Origin of the sequence: Streptomyces hiroshimensis, assembly GCF_014650335.1 — a bacterium.
Classification (GTDB): Bacteria; Actinomycetota; Actinomycetes; order Streptomycetales; family Streptomycetaceae; genus Streptomyces; species Streptomyces hiroshimensis.
In genome coordinates, this window is record NZ_BMUT01000006.1 from 19,024 (window position 1) to 38,515 (window position 19,492).

At 71.7% G+C, this 19,492-nt stretch carries 21 protein-coding genes; 7 read left to right on the forward strand and 14 right to left on the reverse strand.

Annotation, left to right across the window (positions count from 1 at the left end; all coding sequences use genetic code 11):
• Positions 1 to 37: 37 nt before the first annotated feature.
• Both IE241_RS15055 and IE241_RS15060 read right to left on the reverse strand, forming a co-directional pair.
• Complete coding sequence (locus tag IE241_RS15055; RefSeq protein WP_229899284.1) at positions 38 to 1,666, reverse strand: FAD-binding oxidoreductase; 1,629 nt, start codon at positions 1,664 to 1,666, stop codon at positions 38 to 40.
• A gap of 148 nt (positions 1,667 to 1,814) precedes the next feature.
• Positions 1,815 to 1,988 (reverse strand): hypothetical protein, encoded by a 174-nt coding sequence (locus tag IE241_RS15060; RefSeq protein ID WP_190022604.1) that lies wholly within the window; start codon positions 1,986 to 1,988, stop codon positions 1,815 to 1,817.
• Between the two features lie 93 nt (positions 1,989 to 2,081).
• Between IE241_RS15060 and IE241_RS15065 the strand changes: the two genes are divergently transcribed.
• The gene (locus IE241_RS15065; protein WP_190022244.1) at positions 2,082 to 3,050 is read left to right on the forward strand and encodes an SCO4651 family lipoprotein; all 969 of its coding nucleotides are present in this window, start codon (positions 2,082 to 2,084) and stop codon (positions 3,048 to 3,050) included.
• Between the two features lie 144 nt (positions 3,051 to 3,194).
• Positions 3,195 to 3,368, forward strand: a complete 174-nt coding sequence (locus tag IE241_RS15070) for a hypothetical protein (protein ID WP_168092826.1) — start codon at positions 3,195 to 3,197, stop codon at positions 3,366 to 3,368.
• A gap of 118 nt (positions 3,369 to 3,486) precedes the next feature.
• On the opposite strand, the gene IE241_RS15075 is transcribed toward IE241_RS15070, so the two are convergent.
• On the reverse strand, positions 3,487 to 3,891 hold the full coding sequence (locus IE241_RS15075; protein WP_190022245.1) for a metal-sensitive transcriptional regulator: 405 nt from the start codon (positions 3,889 to 3,891) through the stop codon (positions 3,487 to 3,489).
• Between the two features lie 241 nt (positions 3,892 to 4,132).
• On the opposite strand from IE241_RS15075, the gene IE241_RS15080 reads away from it, so the two are divergent.
• A complete protein-coding gene (locus IE241_RS15080) occupies positions 4,133 to 4,753 on the forward strand; it encodes a DUF47 domain-containing protein (RefSeq protein ID WP_190022246.1) in 621 nt (206 codons plus the stop codon).
• Positions 4,754 to 4,759: 6 nt separating this feature from the next.
• A complete protein-coding gene (locus IE241_RS15085) occupies positions 4,760 to 5,758 on the forward strand; it encodes an inorganic phosphate transporter (RefSeq protein ID WP_190022247.1) in 999 nt (332 codons plus the stop codon).
• A 235-nt stretch (positions 5,759 to 5,993) separates the two neighbouring features.
• On the opposite strand, the gene pstB is transcribed toward IE241_RS15085, so the two are convergent.
• The 4 genes from pstB to pstS form a co-directional block, all read right to left on the reverse strand.
• On the reverse strand, positions 5,994 to 6,773 hold the full coding sequence (pstB, locus tag IE241_RS15090; protein WP_190022248.1) for a phosphate ABC transporter ATP-binding protein PstB: 780 nt from the start codon (positions 6,771 to 6,773) through the stop codon (positions 5,994 to 5,996).
• 31 nt (positions 6,774 to 6,804) lie between these two features.
• A complete protein-coding gene (pstA, locus tag IE241_RS15095) occupies positions 6,805 to 7,890 on the reverse strand; it encodes a phosphate ABC transporter permease PstA (protein WP_190022249.1) in 1,086 nt (361 codons plus the stop codon).
• Positions 7,887 to 8,861 (reverse strand): phosphate ABC transporter permease subunit PstC, encoded by a 975-nt coding sequence (gene pstC / locus IE241_RS15100; RefSeq protein WP_190022250.1) that lies wholly within the window; start codon positions 8,859 to 8,861, stop codon positions 7,887 to 7,889. The genes pstA and pstC overlap by 4 nt, the downstream gene beginning before the upstream one ends.
• A 112-nt stretch (positions 8,862 to 8,973) precedes the next feature.
• On the reverse strand, positions 8,974 to 10,104 hold the full coding sequence (pstS, locus tag IE241_RS15105; protein WP_190022251.1) for a phosphate ABC transporter substrate-binding protein PstS: 1,131 nt from the start codon (positions 10,102 to 10,104) through the stop codon (positions 8,974 to 8,976).
• A gap of 515 nt (positions 10,105 to 10,619) precedes the next feature.
• Between pstS and IE241_RS15110 the strand changes: the two genes are divergently transcribed.
• Positions 10,620 to 11,654: a C40 family peptidase gene (locus IE241_RS15110; protein WP_229899286.1), complete on the forward strand. Its 1,035-nt coding sequence runs from the start codon at positions 10,620 to 10,622 to the stop codon at positions 11,652 to 11,654.
• 317 nt (positions 11,655 to 11,971) lie between these two features.
• Positions 11,972 to 13,330, forward strand: a complete 1,359-nt coding sequence (locus tag IE241_RS15115) for a PP2C family protein-serine/threonine phosphatase (protein WP_190022565.1) — start codon at positions 11,972 to 11,974, stop codon at positions 13,328 to 13,330.
• 60 nt (positions 13,331 to 13,390) lie between these two features.
• Here IE241_RS15115 and IE241_RS15120 read toward each other — a convergent pair whose 3' ends face one another.
• The 4 genes from IE241_RS15120 to sigJ form a co-directional block, all read right to left on the reverse strand.
• Positions 13,391 to 13,738, reverse strand: a complete 348-nt coding sequence (locus IE241_RS15120) for a DUF2516 family protein (RefSeq protein ID WP_190022253.1) — start codon at positions 13,736 to 13,738, stop codon at positions 13,391 to 13,393.
• 106 nt (positions 13,739 to 13,844) lie between these two features.
• Positions 13,845 to 14,447, reverse strand: coding sequence for a hypothetical protein (locus tag IE241_RS15125; protein WP_190022254.1), 603 nt, complete (start codon positions 14,445 to 14,447; stop codon positions 13,845 to 13,847).
• Between the two features lie 17 nt (positions 14,448 to 14,464).
• On the reverse strand, positions 14,465 to 14,842 hold the full coding sequence (locus IE241_RS15130) for a helix-turn-helix domain-containing protein (protein ID WP_058045683.1): 378 nt from the start codon (positions 14,840 to 14,842) through the stop codon (positions 14,465 to 14,467).
• Between the two features lie 150 nt (positions 14,843 to 14,992).
• Entirely contained in the window at positions 14,993 to 15,877 is an 885-nt protein-coding gene (gene sigJ / locus IE241_RS15135; RefSeq protein WP_190022255.1) for an RNA polymerase sigma factor SigJ, read from the reverse strand.
• Between the two features lie 102 nt (positions 15,878 to 15,979).
• Here sigJ and IE241_RS15140 point away from each other — a divergent pair, with 102 nt between their 5' ends.
• Complete coding sequence (locus IE241_RS15140; RefSeq protein ID WP_190022256.1) at positions 15,980 to 16,762, forward strand: SDR family oxidoreductase; 783 nt, start codon at positions 15,980 to 15,982, stop codon at positions 16,760 to 16,762.
• A 114-nt stretch (positions 16,763 to 16,876) separates the two neighbouring features.
• Here the strand turns inward: IE241_RS15140 and IE241_RS15145 are convergent, their stop codons facing one another.
• From IE241_RS15145 to IE241_RS15155, 3 genes are all read right to left on the reverse strand, one after another.
• The gene (locus tag IE241_RS15145) at positions 16,877 to 17,179 is read right to left on the reverse strand and encodes a winged helix-turn-helix transcriptional regulator (RefSeq protein WP_373300694.1); all 303 of its coding nucleotides are present in this window, start codon (positions 17,177 to 17,179) and stop codon (positions 16,877 to 16,879) included.
• A 228-nt stretch (positions 17,180 to 17,407) separates the two neighbouring features.
• The gene (locus IE241_RS15150; protein ID WP_190022258.1) at positions 17,408 to 18,001 is read right to left on the reverse strand and encodes an NADPH-dependent FMN reductase; all 594 of its coding nucleotides are present in this window, start codon (positions 17,999 to 18,001) and stop codon (positions 17,408 to 17,410) included.
• Positions 18,002 to 18,208: 207 nt separating this feature from the next.
• Positions 18,209 to 19,450 carry a GNAT family N-acetyltransferase gene (locus tag IE241_RS15155; RefSeq protein WP_190022259.1) on the reverse strand — a complete coding sequence of 414 codons (1,242 nt, stop codon included), beginning with the start codon at positions 19,448 to 19,450 and terminating at the stop codon, positions 18,209 to 18,211.
• Positions 19,451 to 19,492 lie beyond the last annotated feature (42 nt).

Below are 19,492 nucleotides of genomic sequence, written 5' to 3' on the forward strand. Positions count from 1 at the left end.
GGCGGAGCCGGGGGCTCCCCCTCCGCCGCCGCGGGTCTCACAGCGCCTGCGGGCAGTCGAACAGCCGGCCCGGGTCGTACTGGCGCTTGAGCTTGGTCAGGCGGCCCTCCGCGCCGCCGTAGTACGCCTTGCGCCAGTCCTTCAGGCCCGCGTCCGCGTAGTTCTGGTACGCGGCCCCCGAGGCGTGGCGGCGCATCGCCGCGTGCGTGCCGTCCAGCCATGACGTCTGTGCGCTGCCGGAGCCGCCCGCGGCCCAGTGCGCCAGGTACTGGGCGAGGAAGCGCGAGCGGCGGTGGACGAAGGCCGTGGCCAGGGGCTGGACGCGGTTGACCGCGCCGCCCAGCGCCGTCAGCTGGACCGAGACGCCGCCGCTGCCGCCCCCTCGGCCGAAACGTTCCACCTGGCCGGTCAGGGCCTGCAGGCCCGCCGCGTTCAGCGAGCGGTCGTAGAAGTCGGAGCGGGCGGCGTACGTCTCGCGCTGCAGGGTGCCGGCCGTCTCGCGGCCGGGCGTGCTGCCCGGCAGGTGGCACTGCGCCTGGGACTTGTCGGAGCAGCCCGCGTAGGCGCGCACCATGTCGAGGTGGGCGCGGCGCCGCAGCCGTACGCCGTTGGACGTGCCCCCGACCTTGCTCACCAGCAGGTCCAGGGCGTTCTCCAGGTCGCCGTAGGTGCCGAGAGAGTACGCGGAGACGGAGATGCGCGGGGTGCCGCCCGCGGCGGCCGACAGGTCGCAGGAGGACCAGATCTCGTCGGGCCGGCTCGGCCCCCACTCCTGCCAGGCGCGGATCACGTCGGCGGCCCGCGACCAGGGCCAGGAGACGTAGCCGGTGACGCCGTCGGCGGCCTTGCGGGTGCGGAAGCGGAGCTCGGTGACCACGCCGAAGTTGCCGTTGCCGGCGCCGCGCAGGGCCCAGAAGAGGTCGGTGTTGCGCTCGGCGTCGCAATCGAGGATCTCGCCGTCGGCGGTGACGAGGGTGGCCCCGGTGAGGCTGTCGCAGGTCAGGCCGTAGGCGCGGGAGGTGACGCCGTGTCCGCCGCCGAGGGCGAGGCCGGATATGCCGACCGTCGGGCAGGAGCCGGAGGGGAGGGTGACGCCGTTCCCGGCGAGCCCGGTCTGGACGTCGATGAGCTTGGCGCCCGCGCCGATCACGGCGGACCGGGAGTCCGGGGTGCGGACGGTCTTCAGCCGGGAGACGTCCACGACGAGCCGGTCGGTGCCGCTGGACCAGCCGGCGTAGCTGTGACCGCCGTTGCGTATGGATATGAGGGTGCTGTAGCGGCGGGCGAAGGCGAGGCACTCGCGGACGTCCTGGGCGTTCGCCACGTAGGCGATCCCGGCCGGGCGCAGATTGTCGAAGCGGGTGTTGTAGAGCTGCCGGGCCGCGGCGTAGTCGGCGTCCCCGGGGCGGACGAGGCCGCCCGAGAGGCCCTTGCCGAGGGCGGCCCAGTCGGCCGCGGCAGGGTTCGGGCGCGGCGCGGTGGGGACGGCCCGGGCCGAGGTGACCATACGGCCGGGGCGCTCCTGGCCGCTGCTGTCGGTGCAGGAGGCCGCCCAGGTGCCGGCCGCGGCCAGCCCGGCGCCCGCGGCGAGCAACCGCCGCCTCCCCAGGAACCCGCGCGCGCCGCCCTGTACGCCCGTGTTCATCCCGTTTTCGTCAACGGCCATGTCCGCCCCCGTCACCCGATGTGCTGCCGGTTTCCCCCGTCGTCCAGACAGATGTCACGGGGGTGGCGGTGGTTCCGCATACCCGGGCGGGGCGGGGTCAGACGTTGCGGAGGCCGAGGCCTGGTCGGCCTGTCCGGGCTCGGCCCGCCTAGGCTCTGCCGGCCTCGGTCTCGTGGCCCGTGGCGTCGTCGCGGGCCAGGGAGCGCGCGCGGCGGGCGGGGCCGCGCCAGCCGCACGTACAGCGGGCCGAGCAGAAGGATCCCTGCTCGCTGGTGCTCGTGAGGTGGGCCGCGGAGGGCTCCACGGATACGGGGTCGGACACGTGACCACGCTACCGGGCCGTGACGGCGGCGCCCACGCCGTCGTTGGCAGTAACGGGTTCCACAGCGGGTCGGTGGCAGGGGGCTGGCAAGGCATGGTGACGCGAAGAGAGAGACGCGGGAGACAGAGGCGCGGCGAAGACGCACGCGGCGGGCAGGGGCGCAGCCGGGCCGCGGCCGTCGGCCGCGCGGTCGCGAGCGGCCTCGCCTTCGGCCTCCTGATGTCCGGCTGTACGCTCCACGGCCCGGCCGCCCGCGAGGCCCCCGAGCTGCGCGACAGCATGAAGAGCCTGAGCGGCCAGGCCCGGCAGGCGGGCGACGACGCCGACCCCGGGCAGGCGCGCGCCGCGGTGCGCGGCGCCGCGCGGACGCTGGCCCGGGCGGGCAGGGCGCTGGTGCGCACCTCCATGGAGACGGTCAGCGGCGGCACGCGGCTGACGATCCACGGCTCGGGCGGTTACGACTTCGCGCGGCCCGCCGGGCGGCTGACGGTCCTGGTGCCCGAGGACGCGGCGGGCGCGGCCGAGCACCGTCCGATCACGGAGGTCTTCTCCCCGGGGGAGCTCTTCATGAAGAACCGCGGCGCGGGCGTGCCGTCCGACAAGTGGGTGCGGCTCGCCACGGCCTCGCTCGCCGACGGGAATCTGCTCACGAGCGGCGCCACCGATCCGCTCGCCGCGGCCGAACTGCTGGGCGGCGCCCGCGAGGTGACGTACATGCGGGACGAGCGGGTCGGCGGGGTCCGGGTGCGGCACTACTGGGGCACCATCGACCTGGGTCAGGCGGCGCGCTCCGCTCCGGTGCGCGACCGCGGGCCGCTCGCCACGGCGGCCAAAGGTTTCTCCAGCGGCACGGTGGCCTTCGACGCCTATCTGGACGAGCAGGGCAGGCCGCGCCGGCTGCGGCACCGCTTCAGCGTCGAGGGCACGGGCCCGTCGGCGCCGCCGGCCCCGATGACGGTCGTCTCGACGGTCGAGCTGTACGACTTCGGCGCGGATGTGGCCGTCGACCTACCCGAGGCCGCCGATATCTATGCGGGGAAGGTCGGATCGCCGCGGAAATGACGCGGCAGGGCGTAGTTGGCCATGGAAATGGTCCTTCTGTGCCATGCGCGCCATGTGTACCGATCACTACGCTGGTAAGCCGAGGAAACGAAGAGACAACGAAGAGACCCAGACCCGAGCGAAAGACCCGAGGAGGTGAATCACGTGGTTTCGCGACGCGGTTCGTCGGGCGGGCCGGATCCCGTGGCCCTCATCGAGATCGATCTCTACGGTGATCTGATGATCGCCGCGTCCAGTGCGGACGAGGATCGGCTGAGCGCCGATCGTATTGACGAGGTTCTGCGTGTCGTCCCCGCGGGCGGTAAGCGCGAGGACTGACCGGCGGTTCCGGTCCCGCCGGGCTCCGGCGGGGCACCGGATCCGCTCAGGTCCGCAGGCTCTCAGGTCCGCAGGTTCCAGGGTCCGCAGGTTCCAGGGTCCGCAGGTTGTACGGCCCTCAGGTCCTCAGCAGGCGCGCGATCGCCGCGCTGGCCTCCGCCACCTTGGCGTCGATCTCGTCCCCGCCCTTGACCGCGGCCTGGGCGACGCAGTGCCGCAGGTGCTCCTGCAGCAGCTGCAGGGCGAAGGACTGCAGCGCCTTCGTGCCGGCCGACACCTGGGTGAGTATGTCGATGCAGTAGACGTCTTCCTCGACCATGCGCTGGAGGCCGCGGATCTGGCCCTCGATCCGGCGCAGGCGCTTGAGGTGCTGGTCCTTCTGGTGGCTGTAGCCGTGCGGGCCGGGATGCTTGCCTGCCGCGGCGGGTGCCTCGGCGTGGCAGGCGGCGGCTGCCGTGCCGGCTGCCGGGCCGGTCGCGGATGCGTCGTCGCCGCCGGTCGGCGGGGCTTCCGTGGTCGTCATGGCGTCCGTTCCTCCTGCCGTCCGGCGGGCCGAGGCCCGGGGGATTCGCCCCTGCTGCTGCGTATACCCCACTTGTATACCCCCAGCGGGTATATGGTACAGAATTTTGCCCGCTGCGGCGGTACCTGGCTTCGTGAGCACTCTGCCCGATGGGCGACACTGAGGGAATGCCAGTTAGCTGTGGCTGGATGATGCGCCTAGCATCAACGAGACCGAATCCGTTGCACCCCGAGGATCCCACGTGCGCTTTCGTCTGACCCCCAGGGAGACGAGCTTCTACGACATGTTCGCCGCCTCCGCGGACAACATCGTCACGGGCTCCAAGCTCCTGATGGAACTGCTCGGAGCGGACACGTCCGCCCGTGCCGAGATCGCCGAGCGGATGCGCGCAGCGGAGCACGCGGGTGACGATGCGACGCACGCGATCTTCCACCAGCTGAACTCGTCGTTCATCACGCCGTTCGACCGCGAGGACATCTACGCCCTCGCCGGCTCGCTCGACGACATCATGGACTTCATGGAGGAGGCCGTCGACCTGGTCGTTCTGTACCAGGTCGAGGAGCTTCCGAAGGGCGTCGAGCAGCAGATCGAGGTCCTCGCGCGGGCCGCCGAGCTCACCGCCGAGGCCATGCCGAACCTGCGCACCATGACCAATCTCACGGAGTACTGGATCGAGGTGAACCGTCTGGAGAACCAGGCGGACCAGATCCACCGCAAGCTCCTGGCCCAGCTCTTCAACGGCAAGTACGACGCCATCGAGGTGCTGAAGCTGAAGCAGATCGTGGATGTGCTGGAAGAGGCGGCGGACGCGTTCGAGCACGTCGCCAATACGGTCGAGACCATCGCGGTCAAGGAGTCCTGACCCCCGGTGGACACCTTTGCTCTCGTCGTGACCATCGGGGTCGCGCTCGGCTTCACCTATACCAACGGCTTTCACGACTCCGCGAACGCCATCGCGACCTCGGTCTCCACGCGGGCGCTGACCCCGCGCGCGGCCCTCGCGATGGCGGCCGTGATGAACCTCGCCGGTGCCTTCCTCGGCAGCGGGGTGGCCAAGACGGTCAGCGAGGGCCTGATCGAGTCGCCCGTGGGCGACAAGGGGATGGGCATCCTCTTCGCGGCCCTGATCGGCGCCATCGCCTGGAACCTGATCACCTGGTACTTCGGCCTGCCCTCGTCCTCCTCGCACGCCCTCTTCGGCGGCATGGTGGGCGCGGCGCTCGCCGGCGGCACGGGCGTCATCTGGTCGGGCGTCGTCGAGAAGATCGTCATCCCGATGTTCCTCTCGCCGTTCGTCGGCCTGATCCTCGGCTATCTGGTGATGGTCGCGATCATGTGGATGTTCCGTAAGGCCAACCCGCACAAGGCCAAGCGCGGCTTCCGGATCGCGCAGACGGTCTCGGCCGCCGGCATGGCGCTCGGCCACGGTCTGCAGGACGCCCAGAAGACCATGGGCATCGTGATGATGGCGCTGGTCATCGGCGATGTGCAGGCCAAGGGCGACGCCATCCCGGTCTGGGTCAAGCTCTCCTGCGCGATCATGCTCTCGCTCGGCACCTACGCGGGCGGCTGGCGGATCATGCGGACGCTCGGCCGGAAGATCATCGAGCTGGACCCGCCGCAGGGCTTCGCGGCCGAGACCACCGGTGCGTCGGTCATGTTCACGACGGCGTTCATGTTCCACGCGCCGATCTCCACCACGCATGTGATCACCTCGGCGATCATGGGCGTCGGTGCGACCAAGCGGGTGAACGCGGTCCGCTGGGGCGTCGCGAAGAACATCATCCTGGGCTGGTTCATCACGATGCCGGCCGCGGCGCTCGTCGCTGCGCTCAGCTATTGGGTGGTCAACCTGGCGTTCGGCTGATCCCGGACAGCCTGCGAAGTAGGGCCCGCCCCCTGGTACGAACAGGGGGCGGGCCCTTCGCCTTGCGGCGGCACCGCCATGCAGCGCCGTAAGGCGGTCTTGCGGCGGCGCCGACCGGTTACGGGGCGCCGCGCCGTTGTCGGGTGCGGCCGCGGGCCGCTCCGGGCCAGGTCCGGGACTGCTTCGCTTGACGTCCCGGACCGGGCCCTGCGCGTCCCACGGCCTCCCGTGGTTCTTATCCGAACCGGCCCGAGATGTAGTCCTCCGTCGCCTGGACCGACGGGTTGGAGAAGATGCGCGCCGTCTCGTCGATCTCGACCAGCTTGCCCGGCTGGCCCACGCCCGCCAGGTTGAAGAACGCCGTGCGGTCGGAGACGCGGGCCGCCTGCTGCATGTTGTGCGTGACGATCACGATCGTGAAGCGCTCCTTCAGCTCCCCGATCAGATCCTCGATCGCCAGCGTCGAGATCGGGTCGAGCGCCGAGCAGGGCTCGTCCATCAGCAGGACCTGCGGCTCGACCGCGATCGCCCGGGCTATGCACAGCCGCTGCTGCTGGCCGCCGGAGAGGCCCGCTCCCGGCTTGTTCAGCCGGTCCTTGACCTCCTTCCAGAGGTTCGCGCCCTTGAGGGACTTCTCGACCACGCCGTCCAGCTCGGACTTGCGGATGCGCCCGCCGTTGAGCCGGATGCCCGCGGCCACGTTCTCGTAGATGGACATGGTCGGGAAGGGGTTCGGCCGCTGGAAGACCATGCCGACCGTGCGGCGCACGGAGACCGGGTCGACGCCGGCGCCGTAGAGGTTCTCGTCGTCCAGCATCACCTTGCCCTCGACGCGGCCGCCGGGGGTGACCTCGTGCATGCGGTTCAGCGTGCGCAGGAAGGTGGACTTGCCGCAGCCGGAGGGGCCGATGAAGGCCGTCACGGAGCGGGGCTCGACGGTCATCGAGATGTCGTCGATGGCCTTGTGGGCGCCGTAGTACGCGGAGAGGCCGCTGACGTCGATTCGCTTGGCCATGGGGATCACTACTTCTTTCGGGAGAACCGCGTCAGCGGCCGGTCTTGGGGGCCTTCCAGCGGGCGATGCCGCGGGCCACCAGGTTGAGGATCATGACGAAGGCGATGAGGACGAGCGCCGCCGCCCAGGCGCGGTCGTAGCTGGCGTCGTTGCCGGCCGCCCACTGCTCGTAGATGTAGTACGGCAGGGAGGACTGGGCGCCTTCGAAGGGGTTGTTGTTGATCACCTGGGAGCCGAAGACCAGGAGGACGATCGGGGCGGACTCGCCGGCGATACGGGCGATGGCCAGCGTGACGCCGGTGGCGATGCCGCCGATCGCCGTGGGCAGCACGACCTTGAGGATCGTGCGCCACTTGGGCACGCCCAGCGCCAGCGAGGCCTCGCGCAGCTCGTTGGGGACGAGCTTGAGCATCTCCTCGGTCGAGCGGACCACGACCGGCATCATCAGGATCGCCAGGGCCATCGACCCGGCGAAGCCGGAGTAGCCGAAGTCGAGCATGAGGATCCAGAAGCTCAGGATGAACAGGCCCGCGACGATCGACGGGATGCCCGTCATGACGTCCACGAAGAACGTGACGGCCTTGGCCAGCCGGCCCCGGCCGTACTCGACCAGGTAGATCGCCGTCAGCAGGCCGACGGGGGCCGCGATGGCGGTGGCGATGCCGACCTGCTCCAGGGTGCCGATGATCGCGTGGTAGACGCCGCCACCGGGCTGGATGGTGAGGACACCGGCCATGGAGTGGGAGAGGAAGTTGCCGTCGAGGACCTTCGCGCCGCGGGCGACGGTCTCCCAGACCAGGGAGACCAGCGGCACGACGGCGAGCAGGAAGCAGACCCAGACGAGGCTGGTGGCGAGGCGGTCCTTGGCCTGCCGGCGGCCCTCGACGCGGGCCGCGAGCGCGTACATCACGACGACGAAGAGGCCGCCGGCTATCAGGCCCCACTGGATCCGGCTGCTCAGCGCGGCGCCCAGGCCGATGCCGCAGCCCGCGGCGATCGTGCCGGCGGCGACGGCGGCCGGGGTCCAGCGCGGCAGGCGCGGCTGGTGCAGGGAGACGGGGCGCGGCTGCGGCGCGCTGTCGGCGACCAGGGGCTTGTCGATGGTCACGTCGCTCATTCCGAGTACTCCTTGCGACGCGCGATGATCAGCCGGGCCGCGCCGTTGACCAGCAGGGTCAGGACGAAGAGGACGAGGCCGGAGGCGATCAGGGCGTCCTTGCCGATGTCACCGGACTCCTTGAAGCTGCTCGCGATGTTCTGCGCGAACGTTCCGCCGCCCGGGTCCAGCAGGCTCTTGCCGATGAGGAAGCTGGGGGAGAGGACGGTCGCGACGGCCATCGTCTCGCCGAGGGCGCGGCCGAGGCCCAGCATCGAGGCGCTGATGACTCCGGAGCGGCCGAAGGGGAGGACGGACATCCGGATGACTTCCCAGCGGGTGGCGCCGAGCGCGAGCGCGGCCTCCTCGTGCATCTTCGGGGCCTGCAGGAAGACCTCGCGGCTGACGCTGGTGACGATCGGCAGGATCATGATCGCCAGCAGGATGCCGATGGTGAACAGGGAGCGGGCTGCGCCGTCGTGGTACGCGAAGATGCCCGTCCAGCCGAGGTAGTCGTTCATCCAGCTGTAGAGGCCGCCCAGGTGCGGCACCAGGAAGAGGGCGCCCCACAGGCCGTAGACGATGGACGGCACGGCGGCGAGCAGGTCGATGACGTACGCGAGCGGGGCGGCGAGCCGGCGCGGGGCGTAGTGCGAGATGAAGAGCGCGACGCCGATGGCGACCGGCACCGCGATGACCATCGCGATCAGCGAGCTGACGACCGTGCCGAAGGCCAGGACGGCGATGCCGAAGACCGGCGGCGTGCCGTTGGCGCCCCACTCGAAGGTGGTGAAGAAGTTGCCTTCGTTGTGGGAGAGGGCGTTGGTGGCCCGGACGGCGAGGAAGGCCGCGATGGCGGCCATGATCACCAGAAGCAGGAGGCCGGAGCCGCGGGAGAGGGCGAGGAAGATGCGGTCGCCCGGGCGGGAGACCGTCTTCGTGCCCGTCTTCGCCGGTGGGCTGCTGTCGGCGGTGGAGCTGGTTATGTCCATGGGGATTTCTCCGGTCTGCGGAGTCGCCTCCCGGCGGGGGATGCGGCTCCTGGCGGCGGTGCACCGGATGGTGTGACGGGGGTCCGTCGCCGGACCCCCGTCACACACGGGTTCAGGAGAGGCTTGCGACGGTCTCGCGGACCTTCGTGGCGATCTCGGCGGGGAGCGGGGCGTAGCCCATGTCCTTGAGGACCGACTGGCCGTCCGCGCTCGCGACGTAGGTCAGGAAGGACTTGACCGCCGGGAGGGTCTCCGCCTTGTTGCCCTGGTCGCCGACGATCTCGTACGTCACCAGGGTGATCGGGTAGGCGCCCTCGGCCTTGGTGGTGTAGTTGAGCTTGAGGGCGAGGTCCTTGCCGGAGCCTGCGATCTTCGCCTCGGCGATGGCCTTGGAGGCGTTGTCGGAGGTGGCCTCGACCGGGGCGGAGGCGCCGGTGTTGAGCTTCACCGTCTTGATCGAGTTGGCCGTGGCGTAGGACAGCTCGAAGTAGGAGATCGCGCCGTCGGTCTGCTTGACCTGCGAGGAGACACCGGCGGAGCCGTCGGCCGCCTGGCCGCCCTTGGCCTTCCAGGCCTTGGCGGGCTCGTACGGCCAGGACTTGTCGGCGGCGGCCTTGAGGTACTTGGTGAAGTTGTCCGTGGTGCCCGACTCGTCGGAGCGGTGGAACGCCTGGATCTTGAGGTCCGGGAGCTTGGCGTCGGGGTTGAGCTTCTTGATCGCCTCGTCGTTCCACTTCTCGATCTTCGAGTCGAAGATCTTGGCGAGGGTGTCGGCGTCCAGGACGAGGTTGTCCACGCCGGGGACCTTGTAGCCGACCGCGATCGGGCCGCCGAGCATGGGCAGGTTGATGCCCTGACCGCCCTTGACGACCTGCTTGGACTTGGCGACCTCCTCCGGCTTGAGCGCCGAGTCGGAGCCCGCGAAGGCCGTCTTGCCCTGCAGGAACTCCTGGATGCCCGCGCCCGAACCGGTGGGCTTGTAGTTGATCTGGATGTCCTTGCAGGCCGCCGTGAAGTTCTTGACCCACAGGTCCATGGCGTTCTTCTGCGCGGACGAGCCCGAGGCCAGGAGCTGGCCCTTGCCGTCGCACTTGATGTTGCCGGCGGCCTTGGTGGAGCCGCCACCGGTGGAACCACCACCGCTGTTGTCGTCGGAGCCGCACGCCGTGAGGGCCAGGGCGCCGGAGACGGCGATGGCGCCGAGAGCGACGGCGCGGAGCCGGTTCTTGCGCTGAAGCTTCACTTTCGGGTGTTCCTTCCGGGAGCCGCCGCTGGGGCGGCGTGCGAGAGGTGACCGGCGCGGACGTTTCTGCCCGCACCCTCTATCGGTGAAATTAGGCAGATCAGGTGAAGCGGTCGATGGGGCAGAGTGAACGGAGGGTGAACCTCACCCATCAGGGTGGTGGCGCCCGAAGGGATCTTGAAACGGGCCGGAGAGGGGTCCGGCGGTGGGTCGGCGGAGGCCCGGGGGAGACCCGGGCGGAGCGCGGAGCGAGGGATTCCGGCCGCCGCCGCGGACGATGTGGCTGGTCCGGTGCCCGTCTCCCGTCGATCTTCCGTCGATCTTCCGTGAGTGTGACGCAGATCTCTGTCGGTTTGCGGAAGGTCATGGCAGCATCCCTTCCTCGCGTGACGGTATGTCAGACGTGGGGGCGGTAGCCGCGGAGGTGGCCAGTGGGGCAGGACGGCTGGAGTGCGGGCACGGAGAACACTGGGAGCATGGCGGGCGGCAGGGGTGAGGGCTGCGGAGGCAGGCGCATGATCTCGGTGACCGCATTGATATGCGTACTGGCGGTGGCCGGGGTGGTGGCCACCATGCCCGGCACGGCCTATGCGGAACCGAAGCCGCCGCGCACTCTGGAGGACGTCCACAAGGAGGTCGAGGGCCTTTACCGCCAGGCGGAGGCCGCCACGGACGCCTACAACGCGGCCGACGAGGCCCAGCGCCTCCAGGAGAAGTCGATCACCGAGATCGCGAAGTCCGCGGCCGAGGCTCAGGAGCGGATGAACCGCCTCAAGAACCAGGCCGGCTCCCTGGCCCGGGCCCAGTACCGCGACGGCACCCTGCCGCCCCAGGTCCGGCTCCTCCTCTCCGGCTCCCCCGAGAGCTTCTTCGACGGCGTGGCCCTCACCCACAAGGGGCAGGCCGCCACGCGCGGGCTGATCACCGAGGTCGCCGCGGTCCAGAAGACCCTCGACGGCTACGCCAAGGCCGCCGGCGAGCGCTGGAAGACCCTCGACGGCGAGCGCCGCAAGAAGGAGGGCGCGAAGAAGCAGATCGAGGCGAAGCTCGCGGCCGCCAAGGAGGTGGAGTCGAAGCTGGAGGAGAAGGAGAAGGAGCGGCTGAAGCTGCTGGAGGAGGAGCGGGCCCGGCAGGCCCAGCAGAAGTGGCTCGCCTCGGACGCGGTCAAGGGCGCCGCCCTCAAGGGCTCGGGCGCGGCGACGGCCGAGGGCAAGCGCGCGGTCGACTTCGCCACGGCACAGATCGGCAAGAACTACGTCTGGGGTGCCGAGGGGCCGGACACGTACGACTGCTCCGGGCTGACCCTCAAGGCGTGGGCGGCCGCCGGCCGCGCCATCCCGCGCACCTCGCAGGACCAGTGGCGGCAGCTGCCGAAGGTGGACCTCAAGGACATGCGGCCCGGCGACCTGATCATCTACTTCGGCGACGCGAGCCACGTGGGGATGTACGTGGGGGACGGCGCGATCGTGCACGCACCGCGGCCGGGCCGGCAGGTGACGATCGCGGGGGCGGGGTCGATGCCGGTGCTGGGGGTCGTACGGCCCGGATAGCGCGCCCGGGGTGGTGCGGCCCGGGCGGCCCGGGCGGGGCGGCTCCGGGCGTACGGGGCGGGCCCGCGCGCGTGTGACGCGCGTCGCACCGGGTGACCCCCGCCGGGGTGATGTTTGTCATCGCGCGTTTCTCCCCGCACGCGCCAAATGCCGCCCTGGCTGGGGCATATGACAGCGGCGAGTGGCTCCGCTCCATTCCGTTCGACCATGCCCTGCCGCTATGGTCGCGTTCGGCACCCGCCCGTCGGCGGGTCGCCGTGCCTCAGGGGGGTGGGGGCACCCCCGGCGGTCGCCGGGGGAGGAAGGAAACCGTGACCATGTCCGTACCCGCGCCGAGGGCCGCGGAGCCCGCTGCCGCACCGGCGGCCGACGCCGGGCTGACCCTCCTGGTGATCGAAGGCGACCCCGCCGGGCCGCTGTCGATGCCGGACATCACCGAGATGTCGGGCGTCACGGGCAAGCCGGTCCGTATCCGTACCGCCCGCAACCTCACCGAGGCCGAGCGGCTCCTCACCGACGACGTCCACTGCATCCTCCTCGACCTCGCGGACGCCGGCGTCGGTGCCGGCGCCGGTGCCGGATCCGGCGAGGCCGCGGGCACCGCCGGCGGCCCCGGCAGCGGGCCCGGCCGCCCCGACGAGCTGGACACCCTGCGCCGGGTGCTGCAGCTCGCCCCGCACCACGCCGTGCTCGCCCTGACCGCCGAGGCCGACACCGACCGGGCCGCCGAGGCCGTACGCGTCGGCGCCCAGGACTACCTCTCCCGCGACGAGCTCGACGGGCCCGTCCTCAGCCGGGCCATCCGCTACGCCGTCGAGCGCAAGCGCGCCGACCTCGCCCAGCGGCAGCTCACCGAGTCCCGGCTGCGCGCCCAGGAGAACGCCCGCCTGGAGCGCGGCCTGCTGCCCACCCCGCTGCTCGCCGGCTCCGGCCTGCGCTTCGCCGCCCGCTACCGGCCCGGCCGCAGCCGCGCCCTGCTCGGCGGCGACTTCTACGACATGGTCCGCACGCCCGACGGCACCGTCCACGCGATGATCGGCGACGTCAGCGGCCACGGCCCCGACGAGGCCGCCCTCGGCGTCGAACTGCGCATCGCCTGGCGGGCGCTGACCTTCGCCGGGCTCTGCGGCGACGAACTCCTCGCCACCCTCCAGCAGGTCCTGGAGCACGAGCGCGCGGACGACGAGACCTTCGCGACGCTGTGCGCCGTCGACATATCGGCGGACGGGCGCCGCGCGGGCCTCAGCCTCGCCGGCCACCCCGCCCCGCTGCTCGTACGCCCCGGCGCGGCGCCGCACCTGCTGCCCCAGGAGGACGGCGGCCCGGCGCTCGGCCTGCTCCGGCGCGCCCGCTGGCCGCGCCGCCAGGTCGAACTCGGCGGCCTGTGGAGCCTGCTGATGTACACCGACGGCCTGATCGAGGGCCGGATCGGGGCCGGGGCGCGGCGCCTGGGCCAGGAGGGCATGGTCGAACTGATCGGCCGCCGCCTCGCGGAGGGGCTGCGCGGCGAGGAGCTCCTGGACGCGGCGGTCGCCGAGGTGCAGGACCTCAACGGCGGCGAGCTGACCGACGACCTCGCGGTGCTGCTGCTCGACCGGGGCGCCCGGGCTCCTGCGGAGGACGACCGGCCCCACTGGCCGGCGGGGCGGACGGCCGGACCGCCCGTACGGACGTAGCCGCCGTGCAGATGTAACCGCTGTACGGACGCATCCGCGTACGGACGTGAGCGCTGCGCGTCAGCGGCGGCCGTTGTACGGCCCGTAGGGGCCGTCGGAGCTGGAGCCGCCGCCGCGGCGGCGCGGGCCGCGGCCGCCCGAGACCTGCTTGAGCGCCGGCCGGACGTCCACGATGTAGACGATCGTGGCGACCAGGCCGAGGACCGGCAGGAAGCTCATGATCCCCATGAACAGGTTCACGGCGACGGCGACGCCGAGGATGATCAGCCAGAACGGCTTGGACTGCTTGTCCGCGGCGCGGTAGGCGTCCTCGCGGTGGACGGCGGCGTTGACGAACGCGAACAGGCTGAAGACGAGCAGGCCGATCGACACCCAGTACATGGCCTCGCCGAAGGCTTGCAGAAGCACGTCGCTCACCTTGCCCGTCTCGTTCGGTCCGTCCTGTCCGCCACCGTACCCGGAGAACGGCCCGGGCACGCGAAATGTGCCCGGGCCGTACGAGAGCTGCGCCCGCCTACTCGCCGGTCTTCTTCGCGGCGGCCGTCTTCTTGGCCGGGGCCTTGCGGGCGGCGGCGGGCTTGTCGCCTGCGTCCGAGGCCTCGGCGGGCTTGTCGCCGGCCGTCTTGTCCTCGGCGCCCTTGTCCTCGGCGGTCTTCCCGGCCGCCGGCTCGGCGGCCTTCGCCTCCGTCTCCGGCTCGATGGCCACGGCGATGTCCTGGAACTCGTCGGCGGCGTCGCCGCGCCACTGCTTCACGGCCGTACGGCCGCGCTCGGCCAGCTTCTCGAACTGCTCACCGGCCGCCGCCGCGTACCCGACGGCCTGCCCGACGCCCTTGAGCGCCAGGTCCTGCGCGGTCTGCCCCAGGTTCTTCACATCGCTGTCGAGCGACCCGACGATCTCGGTGAACTTCGCGGTCAGGGTGGCCTGGGCCTCCTTGGCCTGCCGCGTCACCCGCTCCTGCACGGCCTTCGGGTCGGTCTTCTTCAGCTGCTCAAGGCGCTCGGGGGCGTCGGTGATCAGCTGCCCGATCTTCTCGGCGGTGAGGTCCGCGGCACCGGCGGCGGCGTAGGCCGTGTCGGTCGCGGCGTTGCGGATGTCCTGCGTGGTGATGGCCATGGCGATGGTCTCCCGGATCAGCTGGAAGGTTTGCTGGCGTCGTCCGTCGCGAGCCCGTTCTCCTTGCGGAAGGACTCGTAGATCTGGAGCAGCACCTGCTTCTGCTGCTCGTTGATCGAGGGGTCGGCGAGGATCACACTGCGGACCTCCGCCTCGTCCCGGTCCCGCTCGTCGAGGATCCCGGCCTGTACGTACAAGGTCTCGGCGGAGATCCGCAGCGCCTTGGCGAGCTGCTGCAGGATCTCGGCGCTCGGCTTGCGCAGGCCGCGCTCGATCTGGCTGAGATACGGGTTGGACACTCCGGCGGCATCGGCGAGCTGCCGCAAGGTGAGCTGCGCATTGCGCCGCTGCTCGCGCAGATACTCGCCGAGATTGCCGACGTTGAGTGATGCCATGCGTCCCAGGCTGCCGCACGCTGCTAACTTTTGCAAGCAGGTGCTTGCAAAAGTTTGAGCGCGGGCAGCGTCACGGTGGCGCGGTCCCTTGCGGGCCGCCCGCAGCGGTCCGGACCGTCGGAGGTCCGGGCCGTCAGCGGTCCAGGGGTGTCAGCGGTCCAGGGGTGTGAGGTCGAGGCGGCGCAGGCGGTCGGGGTCGGAGAGGACCTCGATGGTGGTGATCCTGCCGTCCGTGACGGTGAAGGCCATGACGGACACCGGGTTGCCGTTCACGACGACCACGACGCCGGCGGCTCCGTTGATCAGGGCGGGCCGCGCGAACGGGGAGAGGCCGCTGAACCGCGCCGCCTGGGAGGCCACGGCCCGGGCGCCGGTGAGGGCCACGGTCTGGCGGGCGCGCGCGGCGCCGCCGTCGGCGCGCAGGACGACATCGGGGTCGAGCACGGCGACGAGCGCCTCGAAGTCGCCTTCGTGGGCGGCGGCGAAGAAGGCGTCGACGGCTTCGCGCTGGCGCGCGAGGTCGGGCTCGGGAGGCGTGGTCTGGCTCTGCACGCGGCGCCGGGCGCGGCTGGCGAGCTGCCGCGTCGCGGCCGTGGTGCGTTCGATCAGCGGGGCGATCTCGTCGAAGGGCACGGCGAACATGTCGTGCAGCACGAACGCCACGCGCTCGGCCGGCGCCAGGGAGGCGAGCACGACCAGCATCGCCAGCCCGACCGAGTCGGCCAGCAGCGCCTTCTGCTCGGGGTCGGTGCCGGACTCGTGGCTGATGACGGGGTCGGGTACGTGGATCTCCAGCGGGTCCTCACGGCGTGCCTCGCGCGAGCGCAGCATGTTCAGGCACACGCGGCTCACCACCGTGGTCAGCCAGCCGCCGGGGTTCTCGACGCCGGAGGTGTCGGTGCGGCTGTAGCGCAGCCAGGCCTCCTGGACGGCGTCGTCGGCCTCGCTCACGGAGCCGAGCATCCGGTAGGCCACGGCCCGCAGACGGCTCCGGTGCTCTTCGAAACGTTCCGTCAGCAGATCGCTGTCGTCCACGTGTCACATTCCTTCGTCGCGGCGGGTCATAGCAGCAGAAGGCCACGAAACAGCGATGCGACCGGAAGATCAACTCCCGGCCCGGACGAACTTGGAGAAGCCATGACTGCGACGCCCACCATCCTGGTCACCGGCGGCACGGGCACCCTCGGGAGCCACGTCGTCCCCCTCCTGCGGCAGGCCGGCCACACGGTGCGCGTGCTCACCCGCAACGCCCGCCCCGCCGGGGACGGCGTCGAGTACGTGACCGGCGACCTGCTCAAGGACGAGGGGACCGACGCCGCGGTGGCCGGCGTCGGGACCGTCCTGCACCTCGCGGGCGGCCCCAAGGGCGACGACGAGGCCACCCGGAACCTGGTGCGCGCCGCACAGCGCGCCGGAGTGCGGCACCTGGTCTACATCTCGGTCATCGGTGCGGACCGGATCCCGCTCGGCTACTTCCGCGCCAAGCTGGACGCGGAGCGGGCCGTCGCCGAATCGGGCCTGCCGTGGACGACGCTGCGCGCCGCCCAGTTCCACGACCTGGCCCTGAAGGTGGCCCGGTCGATGGCGAAGCTGCCCGTCGTACCGGCCCCGGGCGGGCTCCTGTGGCAGCCCGTCGACGCGCGCGAGGTCGCGGCCCGGCTCGTGGAGCTGGCGCTCGGCGAGCCGGCCGGGCAGGTGCCGGACCTGACCGGGCCGAAGCTGTACGGGCTGGCCGAGCTGGCCCAGGGGTACCTGAAGGCGCAGGGCAAGAGCCGGATGAAGCTGCCGGTCCGGATGCCGGGAAAGGTCGGCCGGGCCTACCGGGCCGGGGAGAACCTCACGCTCGAAGGGGCCGCCGTCGGCGAGCGGACCTGGGAGGACTTCCTGGCGGAGCAGGTGGGCGCGCAGCGGGCGGCCTAGGGCGACGACGGCCGCTGCGCCGGCGTCCTCGCGGTCACGCCGCCGGGGCCACGGTCACGCCGCCGGGGCCGCGGTCACGCCGCCGGGGCCGCGGTCACGCCGCCGGGGCCGCGGTCACGCCGCCGGGGCCTCCTGCGCCGCGAGCCCGGCGAGGCGCTCCTTGCCCCACGCGCCCAGGGGCGCCAGGGCGTTGTTCAGGGCCCGGCCCCGCTCCGTGAGGGAGTACTCGACCTTCGGCGGCACCTGGTCGTAGACCTCGCGGTGGACGATGCCGTCGGCCTCCAGCTCGCGGAGCTGCTGCGCCAGCACCTTTTCGCTGATGCCCGGCAGCAGCCGCTTCGTCTCGCCGAAGCGGCGCGCGCCCTCGTTCAGCGCCCAGAGGATCAGGACCTTCCACTTGCCGTCGATGACGTCCATGGCGGCGTCGATCCCGCATTGGTACGGAAGTTGCTTCACCATTCCAGCCTAAGTGGTGGGACCACGGATCCGATCGTCAAATCAACCCCGTCCGGGGGTATCTGACGAGTGCTCCACCGGAGGAGGGTGATGAGGCGTTGCCCGCTCGGCACGATGTGCCTGCCACCGGCCCCAACGGGGGTAGGGCCGGGGGCAGGAGTTCGTGTGCGCCGTGCGACCGGGATCCGGTCAGGCGCCGTACGGGCGGGCGGCGCGCGCTTCCCGCAGCGACAGGGCCCACCAGGTCAGCTGGTCGAGCATGACCTTCGCCGCGCCGGAGGCCTGCTCGCCGGCCTCCGCGTCCAGGTGCCGGCCGTCCTCGTCGAACTTCCCCCAGGGGTTGTGGAAGCTGATCTGCTCGCGGATGGGAACGGCGTGCAGCTCGGTGAAGACGGGGCGCAGGTGCTCGACCGCGCGCAGGCCGCCGGAGAGGCCGCCGTAGGAGACGAAGCCGACGGGCTTGGCCTGCCACTGGGTGTAGTGGCAGTCGATGAGGTTCTTCAGGATCGCCGGGTAGCTGTGGTTGTACTCGGGGGTCAGGACGACGAACGCGTCGGCCTGCTCCAGACGCGGCGTCACCTCGGCGAACGCGGCGGCCTCCTCGGCGGTGGGCTCCTTGCTGAGCCGCGTCGGCAGGGGGTGGAGGGCGAGGTCGATGACGTCGACCTCGATGTCACCGTGCCGGGCGGCCTGCTCGGTGAACCACTTGGCGACGGTGGGGCCGAAGCGCCCGTCGCGGGTGGATCCGACGATGACGGCGAGTCGGTAGCTGCTCTCGGACACGATGGGCCCTTCTGGGAGGCGTGGGCGGTGGGTGGCGGCCCGTGAGCCGTTGACCAGAAGTCTGGAATCTCAAGTTCGGTTGAGGTCAAGGGGAGTTGACGGACTGGGGTGGTTTGCCGGGGAAAGTGCCGGTATTGAATGTCACTTTTCCGCTCGCGGAAGACTGTCTTCCGGTGACTGGCCGGCCTTTCCCCGGGGGTGAACCCCTCAGAACACGTCGGCGCACCACGGCCGCCGCCCCGTCCGCAGCAGCGCGTCCGCGCGGTCCAGGGCGCCGGGGCGCTCCTCGTCCACCCTGCCCAGCGCCGCGAGCCGTACGGCCGACTCGTCGCCGAGCGCGAGGCTCCCCAACTCGGCGACGGACAGCGTGAGATCGGCCGCCCGGGTCGTGGGCGCGCAGGAGGCGCCGCCGGGTTCCGCCTCCAGCAGGAAGCGCCCGCCGGCGAGTCCGGACGGATCCGTGACGTCGAGGACGAGTGAGCCGGCGACGGGGTACGTGCGCGCCCGCAGCAACTCCGGTACGTCCAGCGGCCGCACCCACAGGAAGTCGGCGTGCGTGACCACGCGGGCGGCCCGCGGGTCCGGCAGCAGCAGCGGCAGGATGTCGTCCGGCGCGCGGTATCCGGTGCGGACGCGGGTGATCCAGTCCGCCGACATCAGGAACAGCCACAGGGCGCGCTCGGCGGCGGGGGTGGCCGCGACGAGGTCCAGGACGGTCGCCGTCTGCTGCGGCAGCTTGGCCTCCCACCGGTCGTCGGACGCGAAGGCGAGGAGCCCGTCGACGACGCCCTCCGCCGACCGGTGGAGCAGGAAGAACGGCTCGGTCCACGGGCCGTCGTCCACCGGGAGCGCGCCGGTGTTCCGCCGCCACCACACGTCCGTACGGTCGACGAGTCCGTGCCGGGCGGCCCGTACCCGCTCGTACAGCGCGGGCCCGTGCTCCCGGACCTCGGCGGCGTCCACGTAGTCGACCCGCCCGCCGTCCCCGGGGCCCGAGTGGCGCGGGTCCAGGCCCGTGCGGGCCACGTCCACCTCCCACTCCGTGACCCAGGCGGCGGGGCCGAAGCCGAAGCGGCCGTAGATCGGGTACTCGGCGGCGATCAGCGTCGCGGCGGCGTCGCCGCGCTCCCTGGCCTCCCGCAGGTCGCGCTCCGTCATGCGGCTGAGCAGGCCGCGGCGGCGGTGCGTGGCCGAGACGCTCACGTTGCTGACGGCGTTCGCGGTCACCGATGCGCCGCCGGGGACGCTGAGCCGCTGCGTGAAGCTGCGGTAGGTGGCCACGCAGCGGCCGCCGTCGAACGCGCCCTGGGCGCGTTCGAGGTCCATGAGCTCGCGGCGGTAGGCGAGCTCGGTCTTGCTGACGGAGGGCGGGAGGAGGTAGCCGGTGCGGCGGGCCCGGGACCAGTTCGGGAGGTCGGCGTCGGTGATCGTACGGATGTCGAGGCTCATGGCCGCGACGCTAGGGGCCTGCCTGCGAGGGCCGCACGTGGA

Coding starts and splice junctions, on each gene's coding strand:
- IE241_RS15055 (WP_229899284.1), bottom strand. CDS start 1,666: ATGGCCGTTGACGAAAACGGGATGAACACGGGCGTACAGGGCGGCGCG.
- IE241_RS15065 (WP_190022244.1), top strand. CDS start 2,082: ATGGTGACGCGAAGAGAGAGACGCGGGAGACAGAGGCGCGGCGAAGAC.
- IE241_RS15075 (WP_190022245.1), bottom strand. CDS start 3,891: ATGACGACCACGGAAGCCCCGCCGACCGGCGGCGACGACGCATCCGCG.
- pstB (WP_190022248.1), bottom strand. CDS start 6,773: ATGGCCAAGCGAATCGACGTCAGCGGCCTCTCCGCGTACTACGGCGCC.
- pstA (WP_190022249.1), bottom strand. CDS start 7,890: ATGAGCGACGTGACCATCGACAAGCCCCTGGTCGCCGACAGCGCGCCG.
- pstC (WP_190022250.1), bottom strand. CDS start 8,861: ATGGACATAACCAGCTCCACCGCCGACAGCAGCCCACCGGCGAAGACG.
- IE241_RS15110 (WP_229899286.1), top strand. CDS start 10,620: ATGATCTCGGTGACCGCATTGATATGCGTACTGGCGGTGGCCGGGGTG.
- IE241_RS15115 (WP_190022565.1), top strand. CDS start 11,972: ATGTCCGTACCCGCGCCGAGGGCCGCGGAGCCCGCTGCCGCACCGGCG.
- IE241_RS15125 (WP_190022254.1), bottom strand. CDS start 14,447: ATGGCCATCACCACGCAGGACATCCGCAACGCCGCGACCGACACGGCC.
- IE241_RS15130 (WP_058045683.1), bottom strand. CDS start 14,842: ATGGCATCACTCAACGTCGGCAATCTCGGCGAGTATCTGCGCGAGCAG.
- IE241_RS15140 (WP_190022256.1), top strand. CDS start 15,980: ATGACTGCGACGCCCACCATCCTGGTCACCGGCGGCACGGGCACCCTC.
- IE241_RS15145 (WP_373300694.1), bottom strand. CDS start 17,179: ATGGACGTCATCGACGGCAAGTGGAAGGTCCTGATCCTCTGGGCGCTG.
- IE241_RS15155 (WP_190022259.1), bottom strand. CDS start 19,450: ATGAGCCTCGACATCCGTACGATCACCGACGCCGACCTCCCGAACTGG.